This window comes from Acidovorax sp. Leaf160 (genome assembly GCF_001424265.1).
GTDB lineage: Bacteria > Pseudomonadota > Gammaproteobacteria > Burkholderiales > Burkholderiaceae_C > Paracidovorax.
The window spans coordinates 319,901-345,565 of record NZ_LMOV01000012.1 but is presented as its reverse complement, the minus strand read 5'-3'; the positions used below and the strand labels follow the sequence as shown (position 1 = coordinate 345,565).

Sequence of the window (25,665 nt, the reverse complement as noted above, 5' to 3'; positions counted from 1 at the left end):
TCACTTGAGCCACTGGTCGGCAGCCTGCTTCACGCCCCCCCGGCTGTCCATCAGGCCCCAGACGAACTCCATCACCCGCGAATAGTCCGCATCGTCCTTGGGCAGCATGAAGCCGAGGGTGTTGGTGGGCGTCAGGGGTTGGCTGATGAAGGCAGCCGTCAGGCGCGGGTCGGCCTTCGCGTAGTGCAGCGCTTCGTAGGTCTCGGTGATCATCACGTCGCCCTTGCCTTCGGCGATCAGCGCGGGGATCTCGGCGTTCTTGTCATGCGTGCTGACCTGCGCGGCCGTCAGGTTCTGCAGCACGAAGGTTTCGTTGGTGCCGCCCGGGTTCTTGATGACGCGCACGCCGGGCTGGTTCAGGTCGGCGACCGTGTTGTAGCGGGCCTTGTCGGCCGTGCGCACCAGCGCCACCTTGCCGAAGGGCGCGTAGCCCGGGAGCATCTCGACCTGGCGGATGCGCGTGACATTGCGGGTGATGCCGCCCACGGCGACGTCGAACCTGTCGCCCTGCAGGTCCTTCATCAGGTTGGGCCAGCTGGTGGCGACGTACTCAACCTTCACGCCGAGTTCCTTGGCCATCTGCTCGATCAGGTCGATGTCGTGGCCCGAATAGCCCGACTCGGTCTTGATGGCGAACGGCCGGTAGTCGCCCGGCGTGCCGACGCGCAGCACCTTGGTGTCCATGATGCGGTCCAGCCGTGGACCGGCATGGGCAGCGACGGGCGCCAGGGCGGCGCAGGCCAGCACGGCGGCGGCGCAGAGGGAGGCGAGGTGGAAACGGCGTGAAGACATCATGGGAGCGGTCCGGCGGGGGAAGGTGTGGATGGAAAAGCGTCGAGGGCCCACCCTGCACATCCGCAAGCGGCGATGCGGGCAGGTGCGGCAGCATAGCCCGTGGCGGGTGCGCGGGCCAGTGCCCCGGCGCCCAGCCGCAGCCCAGCCGAAGCCCCGCCGCGGCGCATGCCCGCCGCGCGGCACCGGGCAGCGCGGCGGCGCCGCCGGGCGCGGCTCAACGGGTGGCCGGCTCGCCGAAGGTCGGTGCGCTGCGGCTGTCGCTGGGCACGACGACGCCGCGCTGGATCGGTGTCGTCACCACCACGCCGGGGACGGGCTGCGCCGGGCTGCCGGCGCCGCCGGTCGTACCCGCATCCGTACCCGTGCCGCCGAATGACGGCACGGGAGCGGACGGCTCCCGCGCGGGGTCACGCGCCGGTGCCGTAGCCCAGGACGGCACGACCTCGCCTTGCTGGACGCCGCCCGCGCCCTGCGGCACGGCGGCCCCGGGCGGCTGCGAAGGCAGCGGTCCCTGGGGCAAGGCTGGCATCTGATCGGACGGCACGACCACGCCCGGCTGCGGCACGCCCGAGGGCGTGGCGTTCTGCAGCGGGGTGAGCGGTGCTTCGCTGATCTCGGGCGCCTCCGGGTCGGACGACGGGGGCGCGCTGGGCAGCGCAGGAGCGCCCGGCATCGGCGTGGCAACGGCCCCGGCGTCACTGCGCGGCGTGGCGGCCTGGCCGGTGCGGCGGCCGAAGAGGTCATAGACCCAGTCGCGCACGCCCGTCATCGCATCCTGCGTCCAGCTGGTCTCCTGCTCGTCGACGAAGCGCTCGCGGGCATCGATCACCTTGGTGCGCAGCGCCTGCTGGAACACCTCGCCCACCATCGGCAAGGCACTGTGCGCTCCCTGGCCCCAGTAGTCGCTGCGCAGGGTGATGCGCCCGTCGTTGAAGCCAGCCCAGGCACCGGCCACCAGCTGCGGGTGCATCAGGATGAACCAGCCGTCGGTGTTGTCCTGCGTGGTGCCGGTCTTGCCCGCCACATCGGCGGTGATGCCCCAGCGGCTGCGGATGGCGACGCCGGTGCCCTTGTCGATCACGCCGCGCATGGCGTTGCGCAGGGTCTGCACGGGCGCCAGGCCGATCACCTTTTCCGGCGATGCCGGCGCGAAGTCTTCCAGCACCTTGCCGTTCTTGTCTTCGATGCGCGTGATGACGATCGGCGCGCGGTAGCGCCCGCCCGCCGCGATGGTGCCGTAGGCCGCCACCATCTCCTTGAGCGTGACGGGGCTGGTGCCCAGCGCCAGCGCGGGCACCTCGTCGAGCTTGGATTCGCGCACGCCCATGTCGCGCGCCAGCTGGGCCACGCGGGCCGGCCCCTCCTGCTGCATCACCTGCGCGGTGATGGTGTTCTTGGAAAACGCCAGGCCATCCGCCAGCGTCATGGGCGAATCGCTGGGCGGGCCGCCATCGGTCGGCCGCCAGAACCTGCCGCCGCCCAGGGGGATCTCCACCGCCTGGTCCATCAGCGTGGTTTCTGGCGACAGGCCGGCCGCGAAGGCCGCGCCGTACACGAAGGGCTTGAAGGTGGAGCCGGGCTGGCGCCGCGCGGCCTGCACGTGGTCGAACGGGTCCTGCGCGAAGTCGCGGCTGCCCACCCAGGCGCGGACTTCGCCCGAGCGCGGGTCGAGCGCCAGGAAACCGGCCTGCACGCGGGTCTTCTGCTGGCGCAGGGCGCGCAGGAAGTCGGCGTCGTCCAGCAGCGCCTTCTCCGCGTCGGCGGGTGGCGTGCCCTTGGCGATGGCTGCCTGGTATGGGGCCGATTCCTTCACCAGGTCGCGCACCAGCGGGTTCTTGGCATTCCACACCCGGGGCGACCAGGCGGTGTCGGCAACCCCCTGCAGCGCCCGGCCCTGCTTGGCGACGGCCTGGTTGGCCAGCGCCTGCAGGCGGCCGTCGATGGTGGTGCGCACCACCAGGCCATCGGCATAGAGGCTGTAGCCGTTGCGGTCGGCCCAGTCGATGAGCTGCTTGCGCAGCTGCTGGGCCAGGTGCGGCGCCAGGCCATCGACCTCGGGCTGGCGCTCGAAGCGAATGCGCAGCGGGCGGCGCGAGAGCGTGTCGAATTCCGCCTGCGTGAGCTTGCCGTGCTTGAGCATCTGGCCCAGCACCGTGTTGCGGCGGGCCTGCGCGCGCTGGGGGTTCAGCACGGGGTTGTAGTAGGCCGTGCCCTTCAGCATCCCGATCAGCGTGGCGCTTTCCAGCACGGTGAGCTTGTCCGCCGACTTGTCGAAATAGGTGCGCGCGGCCATCTCGATGCCGTAGGCGTTGTAGAGGAAGGGCACCGTGTTGAGATACGTCTCCAGGATCTCTTCCTTGGAGTAGAGCGCCTCGATCTTCAGCGCCGTGATCGCCTCCTTCAGCTTGCGGGTGAGCGTGGGCGCGCGGCCGATGTCTTCCGGATACAGGTTGCGCGCCAGCTGCTGGGTGATGGTGGAGCCGCCCTGCTTGTCGCCACCCAGCGTCAGCACCACGGCCGACAGCAGCCGCCGCCAGTCGAGGCCGAAGTGGTCGTAGAAGCGGTGGTCCTCGGTGGCGATGAGCGCATCGGTCACCGGCTTGGCGATGCCCGCGAGCGGCACCCATTCCCGGTTGACCCATTTGTACTCGGCCAGCAGCCGGCCATCGGCCGACACGAGCTGCGCAGGCTGGTCGGCCTTGGCCTTGCGGATGTCGCTGATGCCGGGGGTGAAAGGCACGAGCGCCAGCACGTAAAGGCAGAACGCCAGCACCAGACCCGCCAACAGCCACACCAGGCTGTGCAGCGACCAGAGGCGCTCTGGGCGGCGCACGAGGCGCGCCAGCGCGGGTCGCACCGCGCCGACGCGGGCACGCAAAACATCGGTCATCGACATGGATCAGTAAGGAAAATGGATGGGAGCGCTGGTAGCAGCAGCGCTGGTAGCTATCAAAACAGAAGCAATCTGTATCGGATGCGTCGAAATGGGCACAAGGTCGGCCCATGCCGCTTCCATGTCCACCGAACGCGGGCCGGACGGGGGGAAAGCCACGCTTGCCCGCCAGAGGCCAAAGGGCGCAGTTATACCGCCATTGACTTAAGCGGGTATGAGGCGGCACCGGCCCTGTTTACCACGGCAGTGACTCACCCTTGTAAGAATAGAACCGGCCTGTTTGCTCGGGGTCGAGTCCGTCCAGCACCCGCAGCAGGTCGGCCGCCGCGTCGGGCGCGGGCCGGCCGATGCGATCGCCGCCGAAGGGCCGCGACAGGGCCGAATCCACCGTGCCTGGATGCAGCGCGGCCAGCACGGCCTGCGGGTGGGTGCGGGCGACCTCGATGGCCACCGTCTTCAGCAGCATGTTCAAGGCGGCCTTGGACGCACGGTAGCTGTACCAGCCGCCCAGCCGGTTGTCGCCGATGCTGCCGACCTTGGCGGACAGCACCGCCAGCAGGCCGCGTTCCTTGCGCGGCAGGAGCGGCGCGAAGTGCGCCAGCACCAGCCCCGGGCCGAAGGTGTTGATGCGGAAGGTGGCCTCCAGCTGGCCGTAGTTCAACTGGCCGAGCCGCTTTTCCGGGGCCATGCCCGGCGCATGCAGCACGCCGGCCGCATGCACGATGCAGTGCCAGGGGCCCTGCTGCGCCAGCAGCTGCGCGGCACGGGCGATGGAGGGCTCATCGTCCAGATCCAGCGCCGGCTCGGTCCGCCGGCCCAGGCCGATGGCCAGGGCGCAGCGCGGGTCGGCGCGCAGATGGGCCAGCAAGGCCGCGCCCAGGGCGCCGCTCGCGCCGATGACGATGGCGCGATAGCCATCGGGAAGTGATGGGAGGGAGGGAACATCCATCGCACGGGCCTTTTTCTCAGAGCGCATCGAGATCCGAGCGCACGGACTCGGCGCGCTCGCGCAGCGCCTTCAGTTGCGCAGGGGGCATCTTCTGCAGTTGGCGGTAGACCATGGTGAGGCGGGGGTTGCGGCCCAGCACAGGCTCGTGGCGCGCGAAGAATTCCCAGTAGAGCGCGTTGTACGGGCAGGCCCGCTCGCCCACCTTCAGTTTCTTGTCGTAGTGGCAGCCGCCGCAGTAGTCGCTCATGCGGTCGATGTAGGCGGCGCTGCTCACGTAGGGCTTGGTGGCCAGCAGCCCGCCGTCGGCGAACTGGCTCATGCCCACCGTGTTGGGCACCTCCACCCACTCGAAGGCGTCGATGTAGATGCCCAGGTACCACTGGTGGACGGCAGCCGGGTCCAGGCCGGCCAGCAGCGAGAAATTGCCGATCACCATCAGCCGCTGGATGTGGTGGGCATGCGCGTGTTCCAGCGACTGGCCGATGGAGTGCTGCAGGCAGCGCATGCGCGTGTCGCCGGACCAGAACCATTCGGGCAGCGGGGCGGTGTGTCCCAGGGCATTGCGCTCCTCGTAGCCGGGCATGTGCGACCAGTACACGCCGCGCACGTACTCGCGCCAGCCCAGGATCTGCCGGATGAAGCCTTCCACCGCCGGCAGGGGCGCGCGACCGGCGCGCCATGCGGCTTCGGCGTGCAGAACCAGCTCGTGCGGGCGCAGCATCTTGGTGTTGAGCGCGAAGGACAGCAGCGAATGGAAGAGCCGCGTGCTCTTCGTGCTCATGGCGTCTTCGTAGGCGCCGAAGTCGGGCAGCGTGGTGGCGATGAAATGGTTCAGGCAGGCCAGTGCCTCGGCCCGGTTCAGTGGCCAGCGGAACGCGCCCGCCTGGGGGTTGCCGAAGCTCTTCACCCCCGCCGCCTGGATGCTGGCCCAGAGCGCGGTGTGATCATGCTCGGGCCGGCCGTCGGGCGGCACCTCGGGTGTGCCGTGCCAGGGCTTGCGGTTGTCGTGGTCGTAGTTCCACGCGCCGCCTTCCGGCTCGCCCGCTTCGTCCAGCAGCACCTGGTGGCGCTGGCGCATGCGGCGGTAGAAGTGTTCCATTAGCCATTGCTTGCGGCCCTGGAAGGCCTGCGCGACTTCGGTGCGGGAGGTGTAGAAGTGCTCGCTGTCCACGGCCAGCACGTCGAAGGCCTGCGCCTCGCCCCAGGTGCGCAGCTGCGCATCGAGCCGCCATTCGTCGGGCTGCTGGTACTCCAGCCGCTCAGCGCCGTAGTGGGCCATGAGCGCGGCGAGGTTGTCCGGCAGCGACTGACGGTTGCTCGGGTCGTCGATGGCGATGTAGCGCACCCGGTGGCCGGCGGCCTTCAGCTGCGCGGCCAGGTCGCGCATGGCGGCGAAGATGCCCAGGATCTTCTGCGCGTGGTGCAGCACGTAATCCGTTTCCTGCCGCACCTCCATCAGCACGTAGACGATGCCCGCATCCTGCGCGTCGAACCACGAGTGGGCGGGATTGAGCTGGTCGCCCAGCAGCAGGCGAAACGTGTGGGCGCGGGGCCGGAGGCCGGTGGGGCTCATGCAGCACCCCACATCTGCCGGTAGCGGCCGTCGGCGTCGTGGTCCAGCGCCTGCTTGGCGGGGTTGAAGCGGCGCCCGCCGCGCGGGTCGGTGCCGCGCCCGGCGATGTAGAGCCAGTTGGCCTGGTTGCTGTAGACGTCGTAGTCCACCAGTTGGGATTCGAACCATGCCGCCCCGGCGCGCCAGTCGCCCTGCAGCTCATGGATGAGATAGCTGGCCGCCACCTGGCGCAGCCGGTTGCTGAGGTAGCCCGTGGCGGCCAGCTCGCGCATCGCGGCATCGACCAGCGGCTCGCCGGTGCGGCCCTGGCGCCAGTGGTCGAACCCCTGCGCGTTGTGCGGCGCCGGCGGCGCTGCTGCCAGGCCCCGGGCGCGGTAGAGCGCAGCGCCGTGCTGCAGGTGCAGCAGCCGGAAGTAGTCGCGCCACAGCAGCTCGAACCACAGCCAGTAGCTGCCCTCGTTCGCGCCATGCGCCTGCTCGAACGCCTTCAGCGCCGCAAGGACGCGGCGCGGCGAGAGCGCCCCGCTGGCCAGCCAGGGCGAGAACTTGGACGAGTAGTCCACCCCGGCGAGGCCGTCGCGGGCGGCCTTGTAGGTGTGCGGCAGCTTGCGGGCCAGGTACTGGGACAGGTGCGCCAGTGCCGCCGTTTCGCCACCCCGGAAGGCGGGCACGGCATAGGGAAAGGACGAGCGCGGGTCGGCTCCGCCCGTCCGTTCGGCCATGGGTACTTCGGCCCCAGGCAGCGCCGCAGCCGCGCCCACGGCGCGCAGCAGCGCTTCGGGAAGATCGGGTGGCGACGGCAGCCGGGCCGGCACGGGCAGCGGCGAGGCTGGCAGCAGGCCCGCCCGCTCCACTGCGTGCCGGAAGGCGGTGAAGACGCCCGGCAGCCGATCGACCGGCCAGGGCAGCGCTTGCGGCGCCAGCAGGCTGCTGTGCCACACGGTCTCGATGCGCAGGCCGGCGCTGCGCAGCTGCGCTACCTGGCTCTCTTCCTCCGGCGCGGCGATGGCCTCGCAGAACACCGTGTCCGCTGCCACTGCCCGGGCGAGCAGCGGCAGCGCGACGGTGGGTGCGGCATCGCAGACGAACAGCCGGCTGCCCAGCGCGGCCAGCCGCTCGCCGAGGTCTTGCACGGTGTCCGCCAGAAACGCCCGGCGATGCGGGCCGACGCGCTCGCAATCCCAGGGCGAGGTGGCGCCTGCGGGCGGCAGGCACACCACGGGCAGCAGGTGGTCGGCTCCGTGGCGCAAGGCCGCCTCCAGGGCGGGCTGGTCGTGCAGGCGCAGGTCGTTGCGGAACCAGAAGATCGTGGTGCTCATCCGGTCCTCCCGGACAAAAAATCTCCGTGGGCGGCGGCGGTCGTTCGGCAAAGAAGGCGCCACGGCATGGAGCGGTCGAATGAACGCATGGACAGAGGCAAGTCAGGAGTGAAGCGAGTGGGGCCGGCCTGGCGCTCCGTATCGGCCGGTGCCCGATCGTACGGACTGCCGCCCATGGCCGCCCGCCCGGCCGCGGCGGACAAGGCCGGCAACGCCTGTCAGCAGCGGCCCACGCGGGGCGATGGCATCGCCGGCCTCGCGTCAGCCGCTCGCGCTGCTCGGGCCGCTCGGGCCGTGCTTCAGCAATGCCTGCAGCCCGTCCTCGTCCAGCACCGGCACGCCCAGCTCCTGCGCCTTGGTCAGCTTGCTGCCGGCCTCGGCGCCCGCCACCACATAGTGCGTCTTCTTGCTGACCGAGCCGGCTACCTTCGCGCCTGCGCCCTCCAGCAGGTCCTTGGCCTCGTCGCGGCTCAAGGTGGGCAGCGTGCCGGTGATGACCACCGTGAGGCCCGCCAGCGGCAGGGTGGCGCGCTCGGCGGGGGCGCCCTCCTCCCAGGTCACGCCGCAGGCCCGGAGCTGCTCGACCACTTCGCGGTTGTGCGGCTGCGCGAAAAAGGTGTGGATCGCCTCGGCCACGATGGGGCCGACGTCGTTCACTTCCAGCAACTGCTCCACGCTCGCGCCCATGATGGCGTCCAGGCTGCCGAAATGCCGCGCCAGGTCCTTGGCCGTGGCCTCCCCCACATGGCGGATGCCCAGCCCGAACAGGAAGCGCGGCAGCGTGGTCTGCTTGGACTTCTCCAGCGCGGCGATCACGTTCTGCGCCGATTTCTCGGCCATGCGGTCCAGTGCCGCCAGCGCCGTGAGGCCCAGGCGGTACAGGTCGGGCAAGGTGCGGATGACGTTGCCCTCGACCAGTTGGTCGACCAGCTTGTCGCCTAGGCCCTCGATGTCCATGGCGCGGCGGGCGGCGAAATGCAGGATGGCTTCCTTGCGTTGCGCGGGGCAGAACAGCCCGCCCGTGCAGCGGTGGTTGGCCTCGCCCTTTTCGCGCACCACGGCGCTGCCGCAAATCGGGCACTGGCGCGGCATGCGGAAGTTGGGAACATAAACAGGCCTGCCCCCACGCTCCCCACTGCGTGTGGTTCGCCGCCCTCCAAGGGGGCCGTCCTCGCCTGGGGGCGGCCCGGCGGCGAGGAAGCTCCGCGGCGCAGCACGTGCCGCATCGGGCGCCGTGCCGTCCTCGTTCGATGCGGCATCGGCCAGCGCATCCGACCCCTGCAGCGCACCAGCCACGGGCGCCAGCGCGGCGGGCACGGTGCCGACGACCTCCGGAATCACGTCGCCCGCCCGGCGCACGATGACCTGGTCGCCCACGCGCACGCCCTTCTTGCGGATCTCGAACAGGTTGTGCAGCGTGGCGTTGGTGACGGTGACGCCGCCCACGAAGACCGGCGCCAGCCGCGCCACCGGCGTGAGCTTGCCGGTGCGGCCGACCTGGACGTCGATGCCTTCCACCCGGGTGACCATTTCCTGCGCCGGGTACTTGTGCGCCACGGCCCAGCGCGGCTCGCGGGTGACGAAGCCCAGCTGCCGCTGCAGCGCCAGGCTGTTGACCTTGTAGACCACGCCGTCTATGTCGTAGGGCAGCTGGTCGCGGCCGGCGCCCATCTCCTCGTGGAACGCTACCAATTCCGTAGCGCCATGTGCCGTCCGGACCTGCGCTGCGACCGGAAAACGCCATGATTTCAAGGTCTGCAGCATGTCGTAGTGCGTAGCGAAGTCCGGCCCGCCCTCGCCGGCCGGCGTGATGTCGCCCAGCCCATAGGCGAAGAACGACAGCGGCCGCTGCAGCGTGATGCCCGAATCGAGCTGCCGCACAGCCCCCGCCGCCGCGTTGCGCGGGTTGACAAAGGTCTTGCCGCCCGCCTCGCGCTGGCGTTCGTTGAGCTGGTCGAAGTCGGCCCGGCGCATGTAGACCTCGCCGCGCACTTCCAGCACCGGCGGCACGGGCGTGGCCGCGTCGGCCGGCAGCGTCTTCGGAATCTGCCGGATGGTGCGGATGTTGTGGGTGACATCTTCGCCCACCTCGCCGTCGCCGCGCGTGGCGGCCTGCACCAGCCGGCCGTTCTCAAAGCGCAGGCTCATCGCCAGGCCGTCGAACTTGGGTTCGGCCACGTATTCGACCGGTGGCGCATCGGCGGGCAGCTTTAGCTCGCGGCGCACGCGGGCGTCGAAGGTGGCGGCGCCGCTCGCCTCGGTGTCGGTCTCGGTGCGGATGCTGAGCATGGGCACGTGGTGGCGCACCGGCGTGAGGCCCTCCATCACGGCGCCGATCACCCGCTGCGTGGGCGAGTCCGGCGTGACGAGATCGGGATGCGCCGCCTCCAGCGCCTGGAGGGCCTGGAACGCGCGGTCGTATTCGGCGTCGGGCACGGTGGGCTCATCCAGCACGTAGTACTGGTGTGCCCAGGTGGTGAGCCGCTGGCGCAGCTCATCTATCTTTTTGATAGCAGACTGCCTCGATTCCTCGGGCGCTGGAGCGGAAAAAAGGTCTTGGTTCTGGGCCATGGACTGGCACTCCTGAAAGTGCGTCGCAACCCGACGGGGGGAGCGCCGCATGGAAAACGAATCCGGGCGGATGTGCGGGCCGGCTGTGCTCCGCCGAGCGTTGGCCTAGCGCTCGACCGGCAGGGTCTGGATGGTGACCGGAATGCGCGCCGGCAGATTCCGCTGCAGGAAATCGATCACCCGCGCATCGTGCCGGCCCCAGCTGATGTCGAAGCGCACCGGCTCGCCATGCCGGCGCTCGAACACGAGCTTGCGACGCAACGCATCGCCCAGCACCTTCAACGCCCTGACCTCCCGCAGGGGCACCTCGACGGACTGGTGCACCAGGCGCGAGGGGAGCGCGAAGAACGCGGTGGCGTCATCGATGCGCACCAGCGGCCGGCCGGCCGCGCCGAAACGGCGCCAGTCCGACCCTTCGCGCCAGGCCAGCCAGCCGGCCAGCGCCAGGTAGACGCAGCCCATTCCGTAGAGCTCGCCGAAGGCGATGACGCCCACGCCCGCCAAGGCCAGCACCGCCGCCTTGGCCACGTTCAGCCGCCGCTGCCCGGGCCGGTAAAGGCCCCCCGGCTGCTCCACCAATGGCGGCAGAACCACGTCGTACCAGGCCATAGGGGCGATCAGCTGAAGAGGCGCCGCGCCAGCACCGAGCCGGCGGACAGCTCGCGACCGTCCAGCTTGTCGTAGAGCAGCTCCAGGTCCGCGGCGATGGGGTCCATCGTCATCGCCGGCAGCGGCGTGCCGTTCTGGTCGCAGAGCACGCCATCCATGGCCTGCCCCAGCGCCGCAGCCACGTCGCGCAGCCGCTGGAACGGCTGCTCGGCGCGGTGCACCTGCGCCACGTCCAGGCTGAGGGCGATCTCGCGGATGGCCGATTGCTCCGGGTCGTCCGACAGCGCGGCCTGGGTGTCATAGGCCAGCGTGAGCGCCGGCGGCAGGCCGGGCCCGGTGGTCGCGGGCAGCACCAGCCGGCCCGGAATGGCGCCGGGGGTGAAGCCCTGGCGCAGCGCGTTCTGCTGCACGTAACCGGGGCTCCAGGCTGCCTGGCGGGCCCGCAGGGCGAAGGTCAGCTGCGCATCGTGGTCGCTGGCGAACTGGTCGAGCTCGCGGGCGCGGGCCACCTCGTGCAGCATGTCGGGAAAGTCCGGCGCCGCGTTGATCGCATCCGCGAAGCCCTGGGCCTTGACCACGAATTCCGAGAACTCGATCTCGTTGAGCGCGCCCAGCCGGTTGGCCAGCTGCACGCCGGCCTGGAAGTGCGTGTAGCGCTGGCCGGCCACCGGCGTTTCCCATTGCTGCGCGGCCTCGTTGAAGCCTTCGATGGCGAACGGCTTGCTGCCGGCGCGGCGGGTGGGCGGCAGCGCGGCCAGCGCCGCGTCGCCCGAGACGACCTGCTCGGCCACCATGGGTGCGATGGCGTCGATCAGCGGGTCGAGCCCGCCCCGGCGTTCGGCCGGCGGCACGGGCATGGCGAGAGCGTCCTGCAGATCGACCGCATGGCTGTCGAGCGAAGGCTCGGTGCCCGCCGGGGCGCCGCCGCCGCCGGGGACCACGCCGCCCAGCCCGTCGAAGGCCGGCTCCTGGCGCAGCGCGGGCTCGGCCCCCGCGCTCTCCTCTTCCGGCCGGGGCCGCTTGGGCGCGTTGCGCTGCGTGACCCAGGCGTTGTAGGCGACGATGACCGCCAGCACGACGCCGCCGGCGATGATGAGACCGAGTTGGAAAGTGCTCATGGTGGAAGGACGGTCTTCGAAAAAGGGTACAGGGAAGGGAGGGTCAGGCGTCGGCCATGGACAGCGCGGATTCCATGTCCACCGCCACGATGCGCGATACGCCCTGCTCCTGCATGGTCACGCCGATGAGCTGCTCGGCCATCTCCATGGCGATCTTGTTGTGGCTGATGAAGAGGAACTGCGTGCCGCGGGCCATGCTGGACACCAGCTTGGCATAGCGTTCGGTGTTGGCGTCGTCCAGCGGCGCGTCGACCTCGTCCAGCAGGCAGAAAGGAGCCGGATTCAGCTGGAAGATGGCGAACACCAGGGCGATGGCCGTCAACGCCTTCTCGCCCCCCGACAGCAGGTGGATGGTCTGGTTCTTCTTGCCGGGCGGCTGCGCCATCACCTGCACGCCCGAATCGAGGATCTCGTCGCCGGTGATGATGAGCCGCGCCTGCCCGCCGCCGAACAGCTCGGGGAACATGCGGCCGAAATGGCTATTCACCGTGTCGAAGGTGCCCGAGAGCAGCTGGCGCGTCTCGCCGTCGATCTTGCGGATCGCGTCCTCCAGCGTCTGCATGGCCTCGGTCAGGTCGGCCATCTGCGCGTCGAGGAAGGTCTTGCGCTCGCGCGCCAGGTTCAATTCGTCCAGCGCGGCCAGGTTGACCGCGCCCAGGGCGGCGATCTCGCGGTGCAGCCGGTCGATCTCGCCCTGCAGCCCGGTGGCGCGCACATTGCCCTCGGCGATGGACTGGGCCACGGCCGCCAGATCGGCCTGCGCGTCGGCCAGCAGCGTGGTGTATTGCTCCAGGCCCAGGCGCGCTGCCTGCTCCTTGAGCTGGAAGTCGGTGATGCGCTGGCGCAGCGGGTCGAGCGCGCGCTCCAGCTGCAAGCGGCGCTCGTCGCTGGCGCGCAGGCGGGCGGTCAGGTCGTCGTACTCGCTGCGCTGGGCACCCAACGCCTTCTCGCGCTCCAGCTTCAAGTCCAGGGCCTGCTGCAGGCCACCTTGCGCCGCGGCGGCAGACAGCCGGCCCATCTCCTCGCGGGCCCGCTGGTCTTCGTCGGCCAGGGCCGTGGCCTGCTGGCGGGCGGTGTCGATGGTGCGGGCCAGCTCGGCGCGGCGTGCTTCCAGGCTGCGCTGCGAGAACGTGGCTTCCTGCGCTTGCCGCTCCAGCGTGCGCTGTTGCTCGCGGCATTCGGCCAGCTTGCGCTCGGCGTCGATCACGCGGTCGCCCAGCTGGGCGTCGCGCTCCTGGCTGTCGGCCAGCAGCAGGTCGAGTTCCTCGAAGCGGGCCTCGGCCGTGACGCGGCGCTCCTGCAGGTCGGCCAGCTGCGCCTGCACTTCCGCCAGATCGGCGCCGATCTGCTGGCTGCGCGCCCGGGTCTGCTCGGCCAGCTGCGTGATGCGCAGGGTCTCGACCTGCAGCGTGTGGGCGCGGGTCTGCGTGTCGGCCGCTTCGCGGCGCGCGGCGACCAGACGCTGCGAGGCATCGGCATAGGCCGATTCCGCACGCACCAGCGCCGTACGGGATTCTTCGGCAATGAGCTGCTGGGCGCGCACTTCCTTTTCGAGGTGTTCGATCTCCTGCGCCCGGGCCAGCAGCCCGGACTGCTCGGAATCGGGCGCGTAGAAGGTGACGCCATGCGCGCTGACGGCATGGCCGCTGGGCACGTAGACGACCTCGCCCGGCTGCAGCTGCGCCTGTGCGCGCCGGGCCAGGGCGTCTTCCAGCGATGGCGCGGTGCTGCAGCCCTGCAGCCAGTCGACCAGCACGGCGCGCAGGCCGCCGTCGCTCACGCGCAGCAGGGCCGACAACGGCGCTGGCAGGCCGGGGCCGGCGGGAGCCGCCTGCGTGCCTGCGGGGCTGTAGAAGGCCAGCCGAGCGGGCGGCGCATCGGTACCGCCGGAACCGAGAAAACCACGCACCATCTCCAGCCGGCCGACTTCGAGGGCGCCCAGGCGCTCGCGCAGCGCGGCTTCGAGCGCGTTCTCCCAGCCGGGCTCGATGTGGATGCGGCTCCAGAGGCCCTGCAGGCCGTCCAGCCCGTGGCGGGCGAGCCAGGGCTGCAGTTTGCCGTCCGTCTTGACCTTCTCCTGCAGCGCCTTCAGCGCCTCCAGCCGGGCGGACAGGTCGGCCTGCCGCGCGCTTTCGGTGTTCACGGCCTGCTGCCGCGTGCGGCGGTCTTCGTCCAGCTGGGGCACGGCGTCCTGCAGCTCGGCATGGCGCGCTTCGGCCATTTCTGCGGATTCCTGCGCGGCTTCCAGTTCCTCGCGCAGCTGTTCCAGGCGGTTTTCATCCGGCGCGGCCAGGGCGTTGCGGTCGGTGAGCAGGCGTTCCTCGCGCACGTCCAGCTGCCGGCTCTGCTCGTCGATGCTGCGCTGCTCGGCGGCCAGCACGCCGATCTGCTGCTGCACCTGCACCACGGCCGCGCGCTGGCTGGTGGCGGCCTGCTGGGCGCGGCGCAGGGCGTCCTCCAGGTCGGGCATCAGCTGGGCCTGCTCTTCGACCTGGGCGGCCAGCAGCTCTGCACGCTCCTCGGCATCCACGCCGCCCGCGGCCAGGTTCTCCATCTCGGCCTCGGCGTCGTCCTTGCGCGACGACCACTGCGCGATCTGCTCGGCCAACTGGGCAAGGCGCGTTTCCACCCGCTGGCGGCCTTCGACCACGTAGCGGATCTCGGCTTCGAGCTTGCCGACCTCGGCCGTGGCTTCGTAGAGACGGCCCTGCGCCTGGTTGACCAGGTCGCCCGCCGCGTAGTGCGCCTGGCGGATGGTCTCCAGGTCGGCTTCGACGGCGCGCAGGTCGGCCATGCGCGATTCGAGGTCGTTCACGGCCTGCAGCCCCTCGGTGCGCACGCGGTTCTGCTCGGCCTCGGCGTCGGCGCGCTTCAGGAACCACAGCTGGTGCTGCTTGAGCGTCACATCCGCCTGCAGCGCGTTGTACCTGGCGGCCACCTCGGCCTGCTTTTCCAGCCGTTCGAGGTTGGCGTTCAGCTCGCGCAGGATGTCTTCCACCCGCGTCAGGTTCTCGGCCGTGCCCGATAGGCGGTTCTCGGTCTCGCGGCGGCGTTCCTTGTATTTGGACACGCCCGCGGCCTCTTCCAGGAAGAGCCGCAGCTCTTCGGGGCGCGACTCGATGATGCGGCTGATGGTGCCCTGGCCGATGATGGCGTAGGCGCGTGGCCCGAGGCCCGTGCCCAGGAACACGTCCTGCACGTCGCGGCGGCGCACGGCCTGGTTGTTGATGTAGTAGCTGCTGTTGCCGTCGCGCGTGAGCACCCGCTTGACGGCGATCTCGCCATACTGGCTCCACTGGCCGCCCGCCCGGTGGTCGGCGTTGTCGAACACCAGCTCCACGCTGGCGCGGCTGGCCTGCTTGCGGCTGGTGGTGCCGCTGAAGATCACGTCCTGCATGGACTCGCCGCGCAGCTCGCTGGCCTTGCTCTCGCCCAGCACCCAGCGCACCGCATCCATGATGTTGGACTTGCCGCAGCCGTTCGGGCCCACCACGCCCACCAGCTGCCCGGGCAGCATGAAGTTGGTGGGCTCGGCGAACGACTTGAAGCCGGCGAGTTTGATGGAATTGAGACGCACGGGTAGTGGAGACGGCGAAGGTACGGCCCTGGCGGGCGTGCAGCGGCAGCGCGCCGGGGACAAGCTGCCGATGATACCGTGGCGCCGCGACCTGCCCTGCATTCCCCTGCCAGGCCCGGAATGGCCTGCAGCGCTTGTCCACCAAGCGCGGGCAGCTATGAAAACAATAGTCAGACGGCGGGCGGGCGGGGCGCCCTGCCCGCGCGCCCTCAGCCGGACCGGGGCGCGAAGGCGATGATCGCCATGCCGGCCAGCGTGACGGCCACGCCCAGCCAGTCCCACGGGCTGGGCCGCACGCCATCCACCGCCCAGAGCCAAGCCAGCGCCACGGCCACGTAGACGCCGCCGTAGGCCGCATACACCCGCCCGGCCGCCGCCGGATGCAGGGTCAGCAGCCAGGCGAAGAGCGCCAGGCTGAGCGCGGCCGGCACCAGCAGCCAGGCGCTGCGGCCCTGGCGCAGCCAGAGCCATGGCAGGTAGCAGCCCACGATCTCGGCCAGCGCGGTGGCGATGAAAAGCCCCAGGGTGCGCAGTTCAGACAGCAAGGACATGGCGGCTCGGGCGCGGCGGGGCGGTCACAGCGGCGTCTGGCCGCGCGACAGCACCAGATCCTCGAATGCCGAGCCCACCAGCGGGGCGCTCAGCAGATAGCCCTGCCAGGAATGGCAGTGCACGCGCTCCAGAAAGGCGCGCTGCTCCGGCGTCTCCACGCCCTCGGCGATCACCCGCAGCCCGAGGCTGGTGCCCAGGGCGACGATGGTGCGCGCGATGGCCGCGTCGTTGGGGTCGGTCAGCACGTCGCGCACGAAGCTCTGGTCGATCTTTAGCTCGTCGAGCGGCAGGCGCTTGAGGTAGGCCAGCGACGAATACCCGGTGCCGAAATCGTCCAGCGAGAAGCCCACGCCGTAGGCCCGCAGCTGGGCCATCTTGTCGATGGTGTCCTGAACGTCCTGCAGCAGCAGGCTTTCGGTCAGCTCCAGCTTCAGGCGCCGGCCGTCGGCGCCGGTGCTGGCCAGGGCCGCCAGCACCTGGGCGACGAAGCCGCTCTGGTGGAATTCGCGCGCACTCACGTTCACCGACAGGCCGAGGTGCGCCAGACCCGGGCGCTGCGCCCACTGGGTCAGGCGCTCGCACGCGGCGCGCAGCACCCATCCGCCCAGCGGCAGGATGAGCCCGCTGTCTTCGGCGAGCGGAATGAACTCGGCCGGCGAGACGAAGCCGCGCTGCGGATGCCGCCAGCGCAGCAGCGCCTCGGCCCCGGTGATGCGGCCATGCACCACCTGCGGCTGGTAGAACAGCTCGAACTGGCCCTGCTGCAGGCCCGTGCGCATGTCGGACTCCAGCGCCGCGCGGGCCGCCACCAGCGCCTGCATCTGCGGGTCGTAGAACTGCAGCGTGTTGCGCCCCGCCGCCTTGGCCTGGTACATGGCCAGGTCGCCCCGCTTGATCAGCTCGTCGGCCGATTCGCGCTCGCCTTCGAAGACCGTCACGCCCATGCTGAGCGTGCTGTGGTGCGGCTCGCCGTCGAGCAGGAACGGCTGGCGCAGGGCCGACAGGATGCGTTGGCCGACCTCTTCCGCGCGGGAGGCGGCCTCCTGCGGGTTCTCGTCCAGGTCCTCCAGCACCACCACGAATTCGTCGCCGCCGTGGCGGGCCACGGTGTCCTCGCCCTTGACGCAGCCCCGCAGGCGCAGCGCCACCTCGCGCAGCAGCAGGTCGCCCTTGTCGTGGCCGCGTGTTTCGTTCAGCGTCTTGAAGTTGTCCAGGTCCACCATCAGCAGCGCGCCGCAGCGGTGGCGCCGGGCGCTCACCGCCAGCGCCTGCTGCAGCCGGTCCACCAGCAGGCGGCGGTTGGGCAGGCTGGTCAGCGGGTCGTAGTAGGCCAGGTAGCGGATCTCTTCCTCGTCGGCCTTGCGCTGGCTCAGGTCGACCATGGTGACCAGGTGGCCGCCGTCGAGCACGACGCCGGAGGTCTCCACCGTGCGCAGCTGGCCGTCCTTGCCGGTGATGAGGTATTCGCCGGCCCGGATGGCGCCTTCGTTCCTGGCCGCGTCGGCCTGGGCCGAGCGCCAGCGGGCGCGCGCATCGGCCCGGCGCGCCGGATCGGGAAACAGCTTGAGCCACCAGCTCTCCACATCAGGGGTCTCCGTGGCGTCGTAGCCGCAGATCTGCTGGTGGTGCTGGTTGCGAAAGCTGATCCGTCCATCGGGCTGCACCAGGCAGACGCCCACCGGCATGCGGTTGAGGATGTCGCGCAGCCGCTGCTCGTTGTTGCGCAGCGCCTGCTCCATCTCCTTGCGCTCGGTGATGTCCTGGATGACTGCGGTGTGCAAGGTGCCCTCGCCTCCCGAGGAGCGCATCACCGCGACGGTCACGTCCACCCAGGCGATGCCCCCGTCCTTGCGCACGTAACGCTTTTCCAGACGGAATTCCTGCAGCTCCCCGGCCCTCATGCGGCGCGTCAGGGCCAGGTCGGCCTCCAGATCGTCGGGATGGGTGATGTCCTGGAAGCGCATGGTCTGCAGCTCCTCGACCGTGTAGCCCACGATGTCGCTGAGCTTCTGGTTCACCCGCACGAGCTCGCCCGTGCCGGACCGGGTCTGCGACACGCCCACCGCGGCCTGGCTGAAGACGGTGCGAAACCGCTCCTCGCTGTCGTGGCGCTCATCGGCTGCGGCCTGCGCCTGGTCCAGCGCCTGGATCCGCCGGCGCACCAGCAGGGTGACCAGCGCCGTCAGCAGCAGTGTCACCAGCACGCCACCCAGTGCCAGCAGACGCGGCAGCTGTTGCTCGGAATGGGACAGGAAGTCGCGTTCGGGGTAGAACGCCAGCCGCCAGCTGCGTCCGCCCACCTGCACCTCGCGCTGGTAGTGCGGAGCCGCGGGCGTCGCGCCGCCCTCCAGCGCCAGCAGCACGGCCGGGGCGCTGTGCTGCTGCGCGCCGGTCAGCCCGATGTCCTCGATGCCCAGGCGCAGGCCGCTGAGGTAGCCTTCGCGGCGCATGCTCTCGACCAGGGCAGACATCTGCACCGTGGCGCCCAGCGCACCCAGAAAGCGATGCGGGCCGGCGCTGCCCGCACTGTCGCCCGGCGCACCCCGTTCGCCGACGCGGCGCGGCCCGTCGACGAACACCGGCACCCGCAGCGTCACGCCGATGGGCTGCTCTTTCGTCTGGATCAGGTTGAACGGCGCGGACGCCACGGCGCCGCCCGTGTCGCGGGCGCGCAGGAAAGCCTCGGCATTGGGGGGCTGCGAGGCGATGTCCAGGCCGAGCACCTGTTCATTGCCGTCGATGGGCCAGAGGAACTCGACCACGTAGTAGGTGGGCCGCACCGCCGGCGGATGGATGGCGTATACCGGGGCAAGCCCTTCCGCCCGCGTCTTGGCCTCGAAGGCGCCGCGCTCTTCGGCCGGCAGGTAGCGCACGAAAGTGAGGTTGCGCACGCCCGCGTGGTAGCGCGACAGGTCGATGTCGCGCGCCACCCGCTCGAAGTCGCGCCGGCCCAGGTCGGGGTTCATCGTGAACAGGGTGCGCAGCCCGTAGAGCAGCTCCACGTGGGCACCCAGCCGCAGTTCCAGCGCCTCGGCGAAGGACCGGGCCTCCTGGGTGATGCGCACTTCGGCAATGGCCTCGGTGGAGGCGACCTGCTGGTGCCACAGGGCGAGGCTGGCCAACAGGCCCGCGACGGCCACGAGGGTGCCCGGCAGCCATGGCCTGTGCGGAGTGCGCTGGGGGACGGGGACCGTCATCTGAAGAGGGGTGGGCCAGGAAATGCGGACGCCGCCGCCACAGGGGTCACTTGTAGGAGACGGCGCATCCTGAACGTAGGAAGCTGGGAAGGATAGCGGTATTTGGCGGGCGTGCCGGCCGGCGTGCCCACCGCAGGCTGGAAAGAATCCGCCGGCACGGCCCCAGCCGCAACGCCCGCCGGCCCGCCCGACTATCTCTGGATGGACGGCGTGGCGGACGCCGCGTTCAACCCCGGCAGCGGCCGGAACCGCCGATTCGCTGCTCGCCCGGCTTCAGAGCGTGCTGCGGCGACCGGCCCAGGCCAGCAGGGGCCGCAGCCAGTGCGCGTTCCAGGTCAGGGTGAAGGCCACGGCCAGCGCGCCGCCGGCCAGCGACATGAACCAGACCAGCGAGGCCATCGAAGGGTGGTCCACGGAAATGAAGAGCGCGAGCGACGCCACCAGCGCCACGGCACCCAGCCAACGCAGCCGCACGGCGGTGGAGCGCGTCAGGGCGTCGCCCTCGCCGCGCACCTGTTCCCAGTGCACGTCCATCGACAGGGCCAGCCAGGCCAGCCCCGTCCCACTGGCGGCCAGCGCCAGCGTGTAGGTCAACGCATCAGGCACGGGCGGCCTCCGGATGCGGGGCCTTCGGGCTGGACCGGCCGGTGTCCTTGGCCGCATCGACCAGCGGCGCACCGTCCGCGCGGCGCTTGAGCCTGCGTGCTGCCAGCAGGGCGATCAGGGCGCTGGACAGGATCGCCAGATCCAGCCCGGCCACCGGCCAGTAGCCGGCGCCGATGGTGCGCAGCAGGTGGTCGCCGGTCGTCAGCCAGTTGAGCAGCACCGCCGCCACGGCCAGCACGGCGATCGCCCAGCACTGCTCGCGCCAGGCCGGCGCGACACGCGCCTGGGCGACCGGCGCAGTGCGCCAGAGCCCGTGCAGAAAAGCCAGCAGCCACGCCCCCCAGAAGGCGTAGCGCTCCCAGTCGCCCTTGCCGGCCCAGCCGGGCGGCATCTGGTCGGGCAGCAGGCGGTTGGCGATCAGCATGGCGAGGGCGGCCACCACCATGCCGGTGACGGTGGCGACAGCGAAGCCATCGACCCAGCGCGCCCCGGTGACGCCCTGCCTGGCGTGCTGGCGCTTGCGTTTTTCGACGAAGAAGATGAAGCCCGTGGCAATGCAGATGCAGCCCGAGAGGCCGCCCAGCACATAGAGCCAGCGCAGCAGCCAATGGCGGAAGTGCTGCAGGTGCAGGCCGGTCAGGAAGGTGTTGACGCTCGCCACGGCGGTGAGCGGCGGGTCCACGCGCAGCACCTCGCCGGTGGCGGCCTTGAAGTGGATGCCGTCGCCCACCAGCGCGATGCGGTCGGTACCGGCGCGGTAGACGCTGACATAGCTGTTGGCGTCGCCCGCATGCTGCACGTTCAGGAAGCCCACGTCGCCCGCCTTGCCGGACTCGGCCCAGCGCCGCTGGGCCTCGGCCACCATGGCATCGACCGATGCCAGCGGCCCGGCCACCCCGGCGCGCTCGTGCGGCAGGCCGGTTTCCTCGGCCTCGTGCTTTTCGTGCAGCTCGTGCAACGGGTGCAGCTGCGTGTGCGTGATGGGGAAGTAATAGGTGGAGCCGAAGATCACCAGTCCGGAGAAGGCGAAGATGAAGTGGAACGGCAGCGCCACCACGCCCGTCAGGTTGTGCAGGTCGAGCGCGCTGCGCTGGGTGTGCTTCTTCGGGCGGAAGGTGAACAGCTCCCGGAAGATCTTGCGGTGCATGACGACGCCGCTCACCAGCGCCACCAGCATGATCAACGCGGCGAAGCCGACGATCCAGATGCCCAGGTTCATCCAGTTCAGGTTCAGGCTGTAGTGCAGCGGATAGAAGAACTGGCTGCCGATCTTGAGGTGGTCGTCGGGCAGCGTCTGGCCGTTGCGCGGATCGACCGTGCGCAGGCCCCAGACGGTGTCCTCGGGGTCCTTGGCGTTGGGCAGCTCGAAGCCGGCGAAGATGCCCAGCACCGGGTCGCGGTGGGTGGTGTAGGCACCCCAGCTCTTGACCGGAAATTCCTTGGCCATCGGCCCATTCACGCGGCTGCGTGCCTGCTCCACATTGGCCGCATCGGGCTGCATCGACTGGAAGATCGGCCGCAGCATGCGGTCGAAGGACGGCATGGGCTGAGGCTCGAAGCGGGTCTGCGGGATGGCCCAGCGGTCGATCTCGCGGTCGAACACCGACAGCGCGCCGAAGAAGAACACCACCATCAGCACGAAGCCCATCACCAGGCCGAACCAGGTGTGCAGCCAGGCCATGGCAAGCCGGAAGTTACTGAACATCGAAAGGGTTCCTATCGCACGGACGAAGGGTGGTACGCAGCCGGGGGCGGCTCACAGGAGGGCGCGCTGCACGAGCGACGCGGCGCCCGCCATCAACGCCCCGCCCACCACCAGCACGGCCCACACCCGGGCCACGCTGGCTGCCGCGAATGCCCAAAGAAAGACGGTGAGAAACACGAGGAAGCCGGTGATCGTCCCGAGCGCCTCGGCGTCGTGGAACTCGAGCCGCGCGGCGAACAGCAGCGCGATCGACAAGGCGACGAAGCCCCAGGTGAAGGCATAGCCGCCCACCACCCCCGCGGCAATGCGCGAGACGATCTGAAGGCGGGGGACTGCAGCAGCTGCCATGGCGTGGTCGTTAATGGGATTGATTTGCATTATGCCCGCATTGCTCCGGAAACCCTTGGCGGCCGGCCGGCTTGGCCCAGCCTGTCGGAAGCTGCTGGTATCGTCGCCCGCACCCGCCCCGTCGCCGGCCGCTGCGCCTGCGCGCACGTTCGGGGCCTGCTTCGCACCACTCCAAGGAACCGCCCCATGCTCTACGCCCTGCTCAAACTCGCCCACCTGCTGGCTGCCATCGTCTGGGTGGGCGGCATGGTCTTCGCGCACTTCTTTATGCGCCCGGCCGCGATGGCGCTGGACCCCTCCGCGCGCATCCCCTTGATGGTGGCGGTGCTGAAACGCTTTTTCGCGGCGGTGGCCGTGGCGGCCGCCGTCATGCTGGCGTCGGGTCTCTGGATGGTCGGCCGCGTGGCCAAGGCCACCGTGCAGGCAGGCGGCGCGTTCGCCATGCCGCTGTCGTGGACGATCATGGCCACGCTCGGGCTGGTGATGATCGCGATCTTCGGGCACATCCGCTTCGCGCTCTACAAGCGCCTGCGCGTGGCGGCCGCGTCGGGCGACTGGGCAGCGGGAGGCCGGGCGCTGGCGTCGATCCGCACCTGGGTCGGGGTGAACCTGGCGCTGGGGGTGGCCACCGTGGTGGCGGCCGTGCTGCCGCTATAAGCCAAAATGGCCCGCAGCGCTTGATGGATAAGCACATCCAGCTACTATATTCATAGCAAAAGAGAACCCGTCATGAGACCGGGCAATGCTTCCCTGCTCGTCACCGTGCTGGCACTGGCCCTGCTGGGCGCGCTGGCGGGTGGCTGGTGGATGCAGTCCCGCCTGCGGGCGGCGATGGGCGAGGTGTCGGCCCTGCAGCGGCAGGTGGAGACGACGCAGGACGAGTTGCTGGGCTATACGCGCTACACCAACTACCTCACCGCGGGGCAGTCCCGCCTGGCCGAGCAGATGAAGCTCTTGACGGCCACGGTGGTGCGCGAAGAGAGCACCACGCAGATCGTGGAGAAGTCGCTGCTCGGCTTCGCATCGGCCGGCGTGGTGGCGATCTCCTACACCGCCGAATATGCTTTCGGCTATGACCTGCGCCCAGGGAGCTACACCTTGAAGGACACGCCCCGCGGCCTGGAAGTGCACCTGGCCCGCCCGGCGCTGGTGGCCACGCCGGCCGTGACCCAGCTGCGCCACCGCGTGCTTTCGGGCGGCCTGCTGACCGACGAGAAAGCGGCCGTCATCCGCCTGCAGGAAGAAGCCGCGCGCCGGGCGCAGGCCCAGGGCGCGGCGCTGGCGGCCGACCCGGCCGTGGTGGCGCTGTGCGAGAAGAGCCTGACCGGTTTTCTTGCCGACTTCCTGGCCCGGCAGCTGGGTGTGAAGGCCGTGCCGCGCATCACCGTGGTCTATCCGCAGGCCGCGAAGGCGCCCGCTGCTGCCGCGTCGTCCGCTGCATAGGGCTTTGGCCGGCAGCCGGGCGCGGCCAGGCCGTGCACCGTAACATCGCCCGTTGCCCAGGAGTCTCCGTACCGTGCTGTTCCGCTTCTTCGAAAACCGCGTTCCCCCCTACCCTGCCGGCGAGCCCACCGTGCCGCCGAAGGACTTCATGGCCTTCGTCTGGGCCGGCACGCGTGGCGTGCGGGGCTACGTGGCCGCCATGGCAGGCATGTCGGCGGCCATCGCGGTGTATGAGGCGTTGCTGTTCGCCGTGCTGGGCCGGCTCGTCGACTGGATCAGCGACACGGCGCCGGCGCAGTTCTGGCAGGAACGCGGCACGCTGCTGGGCTTGATCGTCGCCATGCTGATCGCCAGCATCGGGCTGGTGGTGGTGCAGACCAGCGTCAAGCACCAGGCGCTGGCCATCAACTTCCCGCTGCGCCTGCGCTGGAACTTCCACCGGCTGATGCTGGGTCAGAGCATGGCGTTCTACGCCGACGAGTTCGCCGGACGCATCACCACCAAGATCATGCAGACCGCGCTGGCCGTGCGCGACATGATCTTCACCACCACCGACGTGATGATCGGCATGGGCGTGTACCTGGTCACCATCCTCGCGCTCGCGGCCGGCTTCGACCCCCGCCTGCTGCTGCCCTTCGCGATCTGGATCGTCTGCTACGGCATCGCCTGCTGGTACTTCGTGCCCCGGCTGGGCCGCGTCGGTAAGGCGCAGGCGGACGCGCGCTCGGTGATGACCGGGCGCATCACCGACGCCTACACCAACATCGCCACCGTCAAGCTGTTCTCGCACACCCGGCGGGAAGCGGAATTCGCCCGATCGGCCATGGACGCGTTCAAGCAGACCGGCTACGCGCAGATGCGGCTCGTGAGCCGCTTCGAGATCGTCAACCACACCCTCGTCGTCGCCATGATGCTGGGCGCGGGCGGCATGGCGCTCTGGCTCTGGTCGCGCGGGGAGGTGGGCGCCGGGGCGGTGGCCGCCGTCACCGCCATGGCGTTGCGCGTGTCGGGCCATGCGCACTGGGTGATGTGGGAGATGACCACCCTCTTCGAGAGCGTGGGCACCATCCAGGACGGCATCAACACCCTGACCAAGCCGCGCACGGTGCTGGACGCGCCCGGCGCCCGCCCGCTCCAGGTGACGCAGGGCGAAGTGCGGTTCGACAAGGTGCGCTTCGGCTACCAGGACAGCCGGCCGGTCATCGATGACCTGACCCTCACCATCCGACCGGGCGAGAAGATCGGCCTCATCGGCCGCTCGGGCGCGGGCAAGTCCACCCTGGTCAACCTGCTGCTGCGCTTCCACGACGTGCAGGGCGGGCGCATCCTGATCGACGGACAGGACATCGCCCACGTCACGCAGGACAGCCTGCGCCAGCACATCGGCATGGTGACGCAGGACACGTCCCTGCTGCACCGCTCCATGCGCGACAACATCCTGTACGGCCGGCCCGACGCGACCGAAGCCGAGCTGCACACCGCGGCCCGCCGCGCCGAGGCCACGGGTTTCATCGAGTCGCTGACCGACCTGCAGGGCCGCAGCGGCTACGACGCGCAGGTGGGCGAGCGCGGCGTCAAGCTCTCGGGCGGCCAACGCCAGCGGGTGGCGATTGCGCGCGTCATGCTGAAGGACGCGCCGATCCTGCTGCTGGACGAAGCCACCAGTGCGCTCGACTCGGAAGTGGAGGCGGCGATCCAGCAGAGCCTGGATGGTCTGATGCAGGGCAAGACGGTGATCGCCATCGCCCACCGCCTCTCGACCATCGCCGCCATGGACCGGCTGATCGTGCTGGATGCCGGCCGCGTCATCGAGGAAGGCACCCACGCGCAGCTGCTGGCACGGGGCGGGGTCTACGCGCGGCTCTGGGGCCACCAGAGCGGCGGGTTCCTGGGCGAGACGGAAGACGACTGATCCGTACCTGTCGTATCAGCCCTGCCCGTCGTACCAGCCCTGCCGGCCGAACCAGCCGCAGCAGCACCAGCGTGCCGCAGCCGGCTTTCCTGTCGGCAGCCCCTCCAGGCTGCCGCCACCAGCTATCACACCGATAGCAAATTGACACCCCCACCCGCAGGGTGGAGCACCCGCCAACCCACGCACGGTGTCGGAAAAGCCTGACAGGGCCGCACGCGTGCCGCCTGCGAACTTGCCTGCGACCCCCTCCAACAATGCAGCCAGGCATGTCGCCGACCCGCAGCGTCTTCCTGCGCAGCGGGCTGAATCACAACAACGAAGGAACCAACCATGTCGATCTCCCTGCTGCTGCTCATCGTCCTCATCCTGATCCTGATTGGTGTGCTGCCGACCTGGGGCCACAGCCGTTCGTGGGGTTACGGTCCCAGCGGCGGTATCGGCCTGGTGGTGGTGATCCTGCTGGTGCTGCTGCTGATGGGCAGGATCTGACGATGCGAC

At 70.2% G+C, this 25,665-nt stretch carries 18 protein-coding genes; 4 read left to right on the top strand and 14 right to left on the bottom strand.

The genetic code is table 11. The annotated features are described in order from the left end of the window. The 14 genes from ASF94_RS08160 to ASF94_RS08095 form a co-directional block, all read right to left on the bottom strand. Positions 1-795, bottom strand: coding sequence for a transporter substrate-binding domain-containing protein (locus ASF94_RS08160; protein WP_056664127.1), 795 nt, complete (start codon positions 793-795; stop codon positions 1-3). A gap of 214 nt (positions 796-1,009) precedes the next feature. After that, complete coding sequence (locus ASF94_RS08155; protein ID WP_056664124.1) at positions 1,010-3,691, bottom strand: penicillin-binding protein 1A; 2,682 nt, start codon at positions 3,689-3,691, stop codon at positions 1,010-1,012. Between the two features lie 232 nt (positions 3,692-3,923). Then, the gene (locus ASF94_RS08150; RefSeq protein WP_056664121.1) at positions 3,924-4,637 is read right to left on the bottom strand and encodes an SDR family NAD(P)-dependent oxidoreductase; all 714 of its coding nucleotides are present in this window, start codon (positions 4,635-4,637) and stop codon (positions 3,924-3,926) included. Between the two features lie 16 nt (positions 4,638-4,653). Next, entirely contained in the window at positions 4,654-6,210 is a 1,557-nt protein-coding gene (locus tag ASF94_RS08145; protein ID WP_056664117.1) for a cryptochrome/photolyase family protein, read from the bottom strand. Continuing rightward, the gene (locus tag ASF94_RS08140) at positions 6,207-7,529 is read right to left on the bottom strand and encodes a DASH family cryptochrome (protein ID WP_056664116.1); all 1,323 of its coding nucleotides are present in this window, start codon (positions 7,527-7,529) and stop codon (positions 6,207-6,209) included. Before ASF94_RS08140 ends, ASF94_RS08145 begins: the two co-directional genes overlap by 4 nt. Positions 7,530-7,790: 261 nt before the next feature. Then, positions 7,791-10,100 (bottom strand): NAD-dependent DNA ligase LigA, encoded by a 2,310-nt coding sequence (gene ligA / locus ASF94_RS08135; RefSeq protein WP_056664113.1) that lies wholly within the window; start codon positions 10,098-10,100, stop codon positions 7,791-7,793. 105 nt (positions 10,101-10,205) lie between these two features. Then, positions 10,206-10,709: a hypothetical protein gene (locus ASF94_RS08130; protein ID WP_056664110.1), complete on the bottom strand. Its 504-nt coding sequence runs from the start codon at positions 10,707-10,709 to the stop codon at positions 10,206-10,208. 8 nt (positions 10,710-10,717) lie between these two features. Then, positions 10,718-11,827, bottom strand: coding sequence for a hypothetical protein (locus tag ASF94_RS08125; protein ID WP_056664107.1), 1,110 nt, complete (start codon positions 11,825-11,827; stop codon positions 10,718-10,720). A 43-nt stretch (positions 11,828-11,870) separates the two neighbouring features. Next, positions 11,871-15,404: a chromosome segregation protein SMC gene (gene smc / locus ASF94_RS08120; RefSeq protein ID WP_056664105.1), complete on the bottom strand. Its 3,534-nt coding sequence runs from the start codon at positions 15,402-15,404 to the stop codon at positions 11,871-11,873. Positions 15,405-15,613: 209 nt separating this feature from the next. Then, positions 15,614-15,955, bottom strand: coding sequence for a YnfA family protein (locus tag ASF94_RS08115; RefSeq protein WP_056664102.1), 342 nt, complete (start codon positions 15,953-15,955; stop codon positions 15,614-15,616). A gap of 24 nt (positions 15,956-15,979) precedes the next feature. Next, a complete protein-coding gene (locus ASF94_RS08110; protein WP_056664100.1) occupies positions 15,980-19,153 on the bottom strand; it encodes an EAL domain-containing protein in 3,174 nt (1,057 codons plus the stop codon). 273 nt (positions 19,154-19,426) lie between these two features. Then, a complete protein-coding gene (locus ASF94_RS08105; RefSeq protein ID WP_235505299.1) occupies positions 19,427-19,759 on the bottom strand; it encodes a DUF3325 domain-containing protein in 333 nt (110 codons plus the stop codon). After that, a complete protein-coding gene (locus ASF94_RS08100; protein WP_056664092.1) occupies positions 19,752-21,464 on the bottom strand; it encodes a PepSY domain-containing protein in 1,713 nt (570 codons plus the stop codon). The genes ASF94_RS08105 and ASF94_RS08100 overlap by 8 nt, the downstream gene beginning before the upstream one ends. Positions 21,465-21,515: 51 nt before the next feature. Further along, entirely contained in the window at positions 21,516-21,842 is a 327-nt protein-coding gene (locus tag ASF94_RS08095) for an iron uptake protein (RefSeq protein ID WP_369818647.1), read from the bottom strand. Positions 21,843-21,998: 156 nt separating this feature from the next. On the opposite strand from ASF94_RS08095, the gene ASF94_RS08090 reads away from it, so the two are divergent. From ASF94_RS08090 to ASF94_RS20735, 4 genes are all read left to right on the top strand, one after another. Continuing rightward, a complete protein-coding gene (locus tag ASF94_RS08090) occupies positions 21,999-22,469 on the top strand; it encodes a CopD family protein (RefSeq protein WP_056664091.1) in 471 nt (156 codons plus the stop codon). 72 nt (positions 22,470-22,541) lie between these two features. Then, positions 22,542-23,255, top strand: a complete 714-nt coding sequence (locus tag ASF94_RS08085; protein WP_200933040.1) for a hypothetical protein — start codon at positions 22,542-22,544, stop codon at positions 23,253-23,255. 76 nt (positions 23,256-23,331) lie between these two features. Further along, positions 23,332-25,167 carry an ABC transporter ATP-binding protein gene (locus ASF94_RS08080; RefSeq protein WP_200933053.1) on the top strand — a complete coding sequence of 612 codons (1,836 nt, stop codon included), beginning with the start codon at positions 23,332-23,334 and terminating at the stop codon, positions 25,165-25,167. A gap of 330 nt (positions 25,168-25,497) precedes the next feature. Continuing rightward, the gene (locus ASF94_RS20735; protein WP_082493077.1) at positions 25,498-25,656 is read left to right on the top strand and encodes a DUF3309 family protein; all 159 of its coding nucleotides are present in this window, start codon (positions 25,498-25,500) and stop codon (positions 25,654-25,656) included. Positions 25,657-25,665: the final 9 nt, after the last annotated feature.

Excerpts from the sequence above, each read along its gene's own strand:
- ASF94_RS08160 (WP_056664127.1), bottom strand. The coding sequence starts at position 795 with ATGATGTCTTCACGCCGTTTCCACCTCGCCTCCCTCTGCGCCGCCGCC.
- ASF94_RS08155 (WP_056664124.1), bottom strand. The coding sequence starts at position 3,691 with ATGTCGATGACCGATGTTTTGCGTGCCCGCGTCGGCGCGGTGCGACCC.
- ASF94_RS08150 (WP_056664121.1), bottom strand. The coding sequence starts at position 4,637 with ATGGATGTTCCCTCCCTCCCATCACTTCCCGATGGCTATCGCGCCATC.
- ASF94_RS08145 (WP_056664117.1), bottom strand. The coding sequence starts at position 6,210 with ATGAGCCCCACCGGCCTCCGGCCCCGCGCCCACACGTTTCGCCTGCTG.
- ASF94_RS08140 (WP_056664116.1), bottom strand. The coding sequence starts at position 7,529 with ATGAGCACCACGATCTTCTGGTTCCGCAACGACCTGCGCCTGCACGAC.
- ligA (WP_056664113.1), bottom strand. The coding sequence starts at position 10,100 with ATGGCCCAGAACCAAGACCTTTTTTCCGCTCCAGCGCCCGAGGAATCG.
- ASF94_RS08130 (WP_056664110.1), bottom strand. The coding sequence starts at position 10,709 with ATGGCCTGGTACGACGTGGTTCTGCCGCCATTGGTGGAGCAGCCGGGG.
- ASF94_RS08125 (WP_056664107.1), bottom strand. The coding sequence starts at position 11,827 with ATGAGCACTTTCCAACTCGGTCTCATCATCGCCGGCGGCGTCGTGCTG.
- ASF94_RS08115 (WP_056664102.1), bottom strand. The coding sequence starts at position 15,955 with ATGTCCTTGCTGTCTGAACTGCGCACCCTGGGGCTTTTCATCGCCACC.
- ASF94_RS08110 (WP_056664100.1), bottom strand. The coding sequence starts at position 19,153 with ATGACGGTCCCCGTCCCCCAGCGCACTCCGCACAGGCCATGGCTGCCG.
- ASF94_RS08100 (WP_056664092.1), bottom strand. The coding sequence starts at position 21,464 with ATGTTCAGTAACTTCCGGCTTGCCATGGCCTGGCTGCACACCTGGTTC.
- ASF94_RS08095 (WP_369818647.1), bottom strand. The coding sequence starts at position 21,842 with ATGCAAATCAATCCCATTAACGACCACGCCATGGCAGCTGCTGCAGTC.
- ASF94_RS08090 (WP_056664091.1), top strand. The coding sequence starts at position 21,999 with ATGCTCTACGCCCTGCTCAAACTCGCCCACCTGCTGGCTGCCATCGTC.
- ASF94_RS08085 (WP_200933040.1), top strand. The coding sequence starts at position 22,542 with ATGAGACCGGGCAATGCTTCCCTGCTCGTCACCGTGCTGGCACTGGCC.
- ASF94_RS20735 (WP_082493077.1), top strand. The coding sequence starts at position 25,498 with ATGTCGATCTCCCTGCTGCTGCTCATCGTCCTCATCCTGATCCTGATT.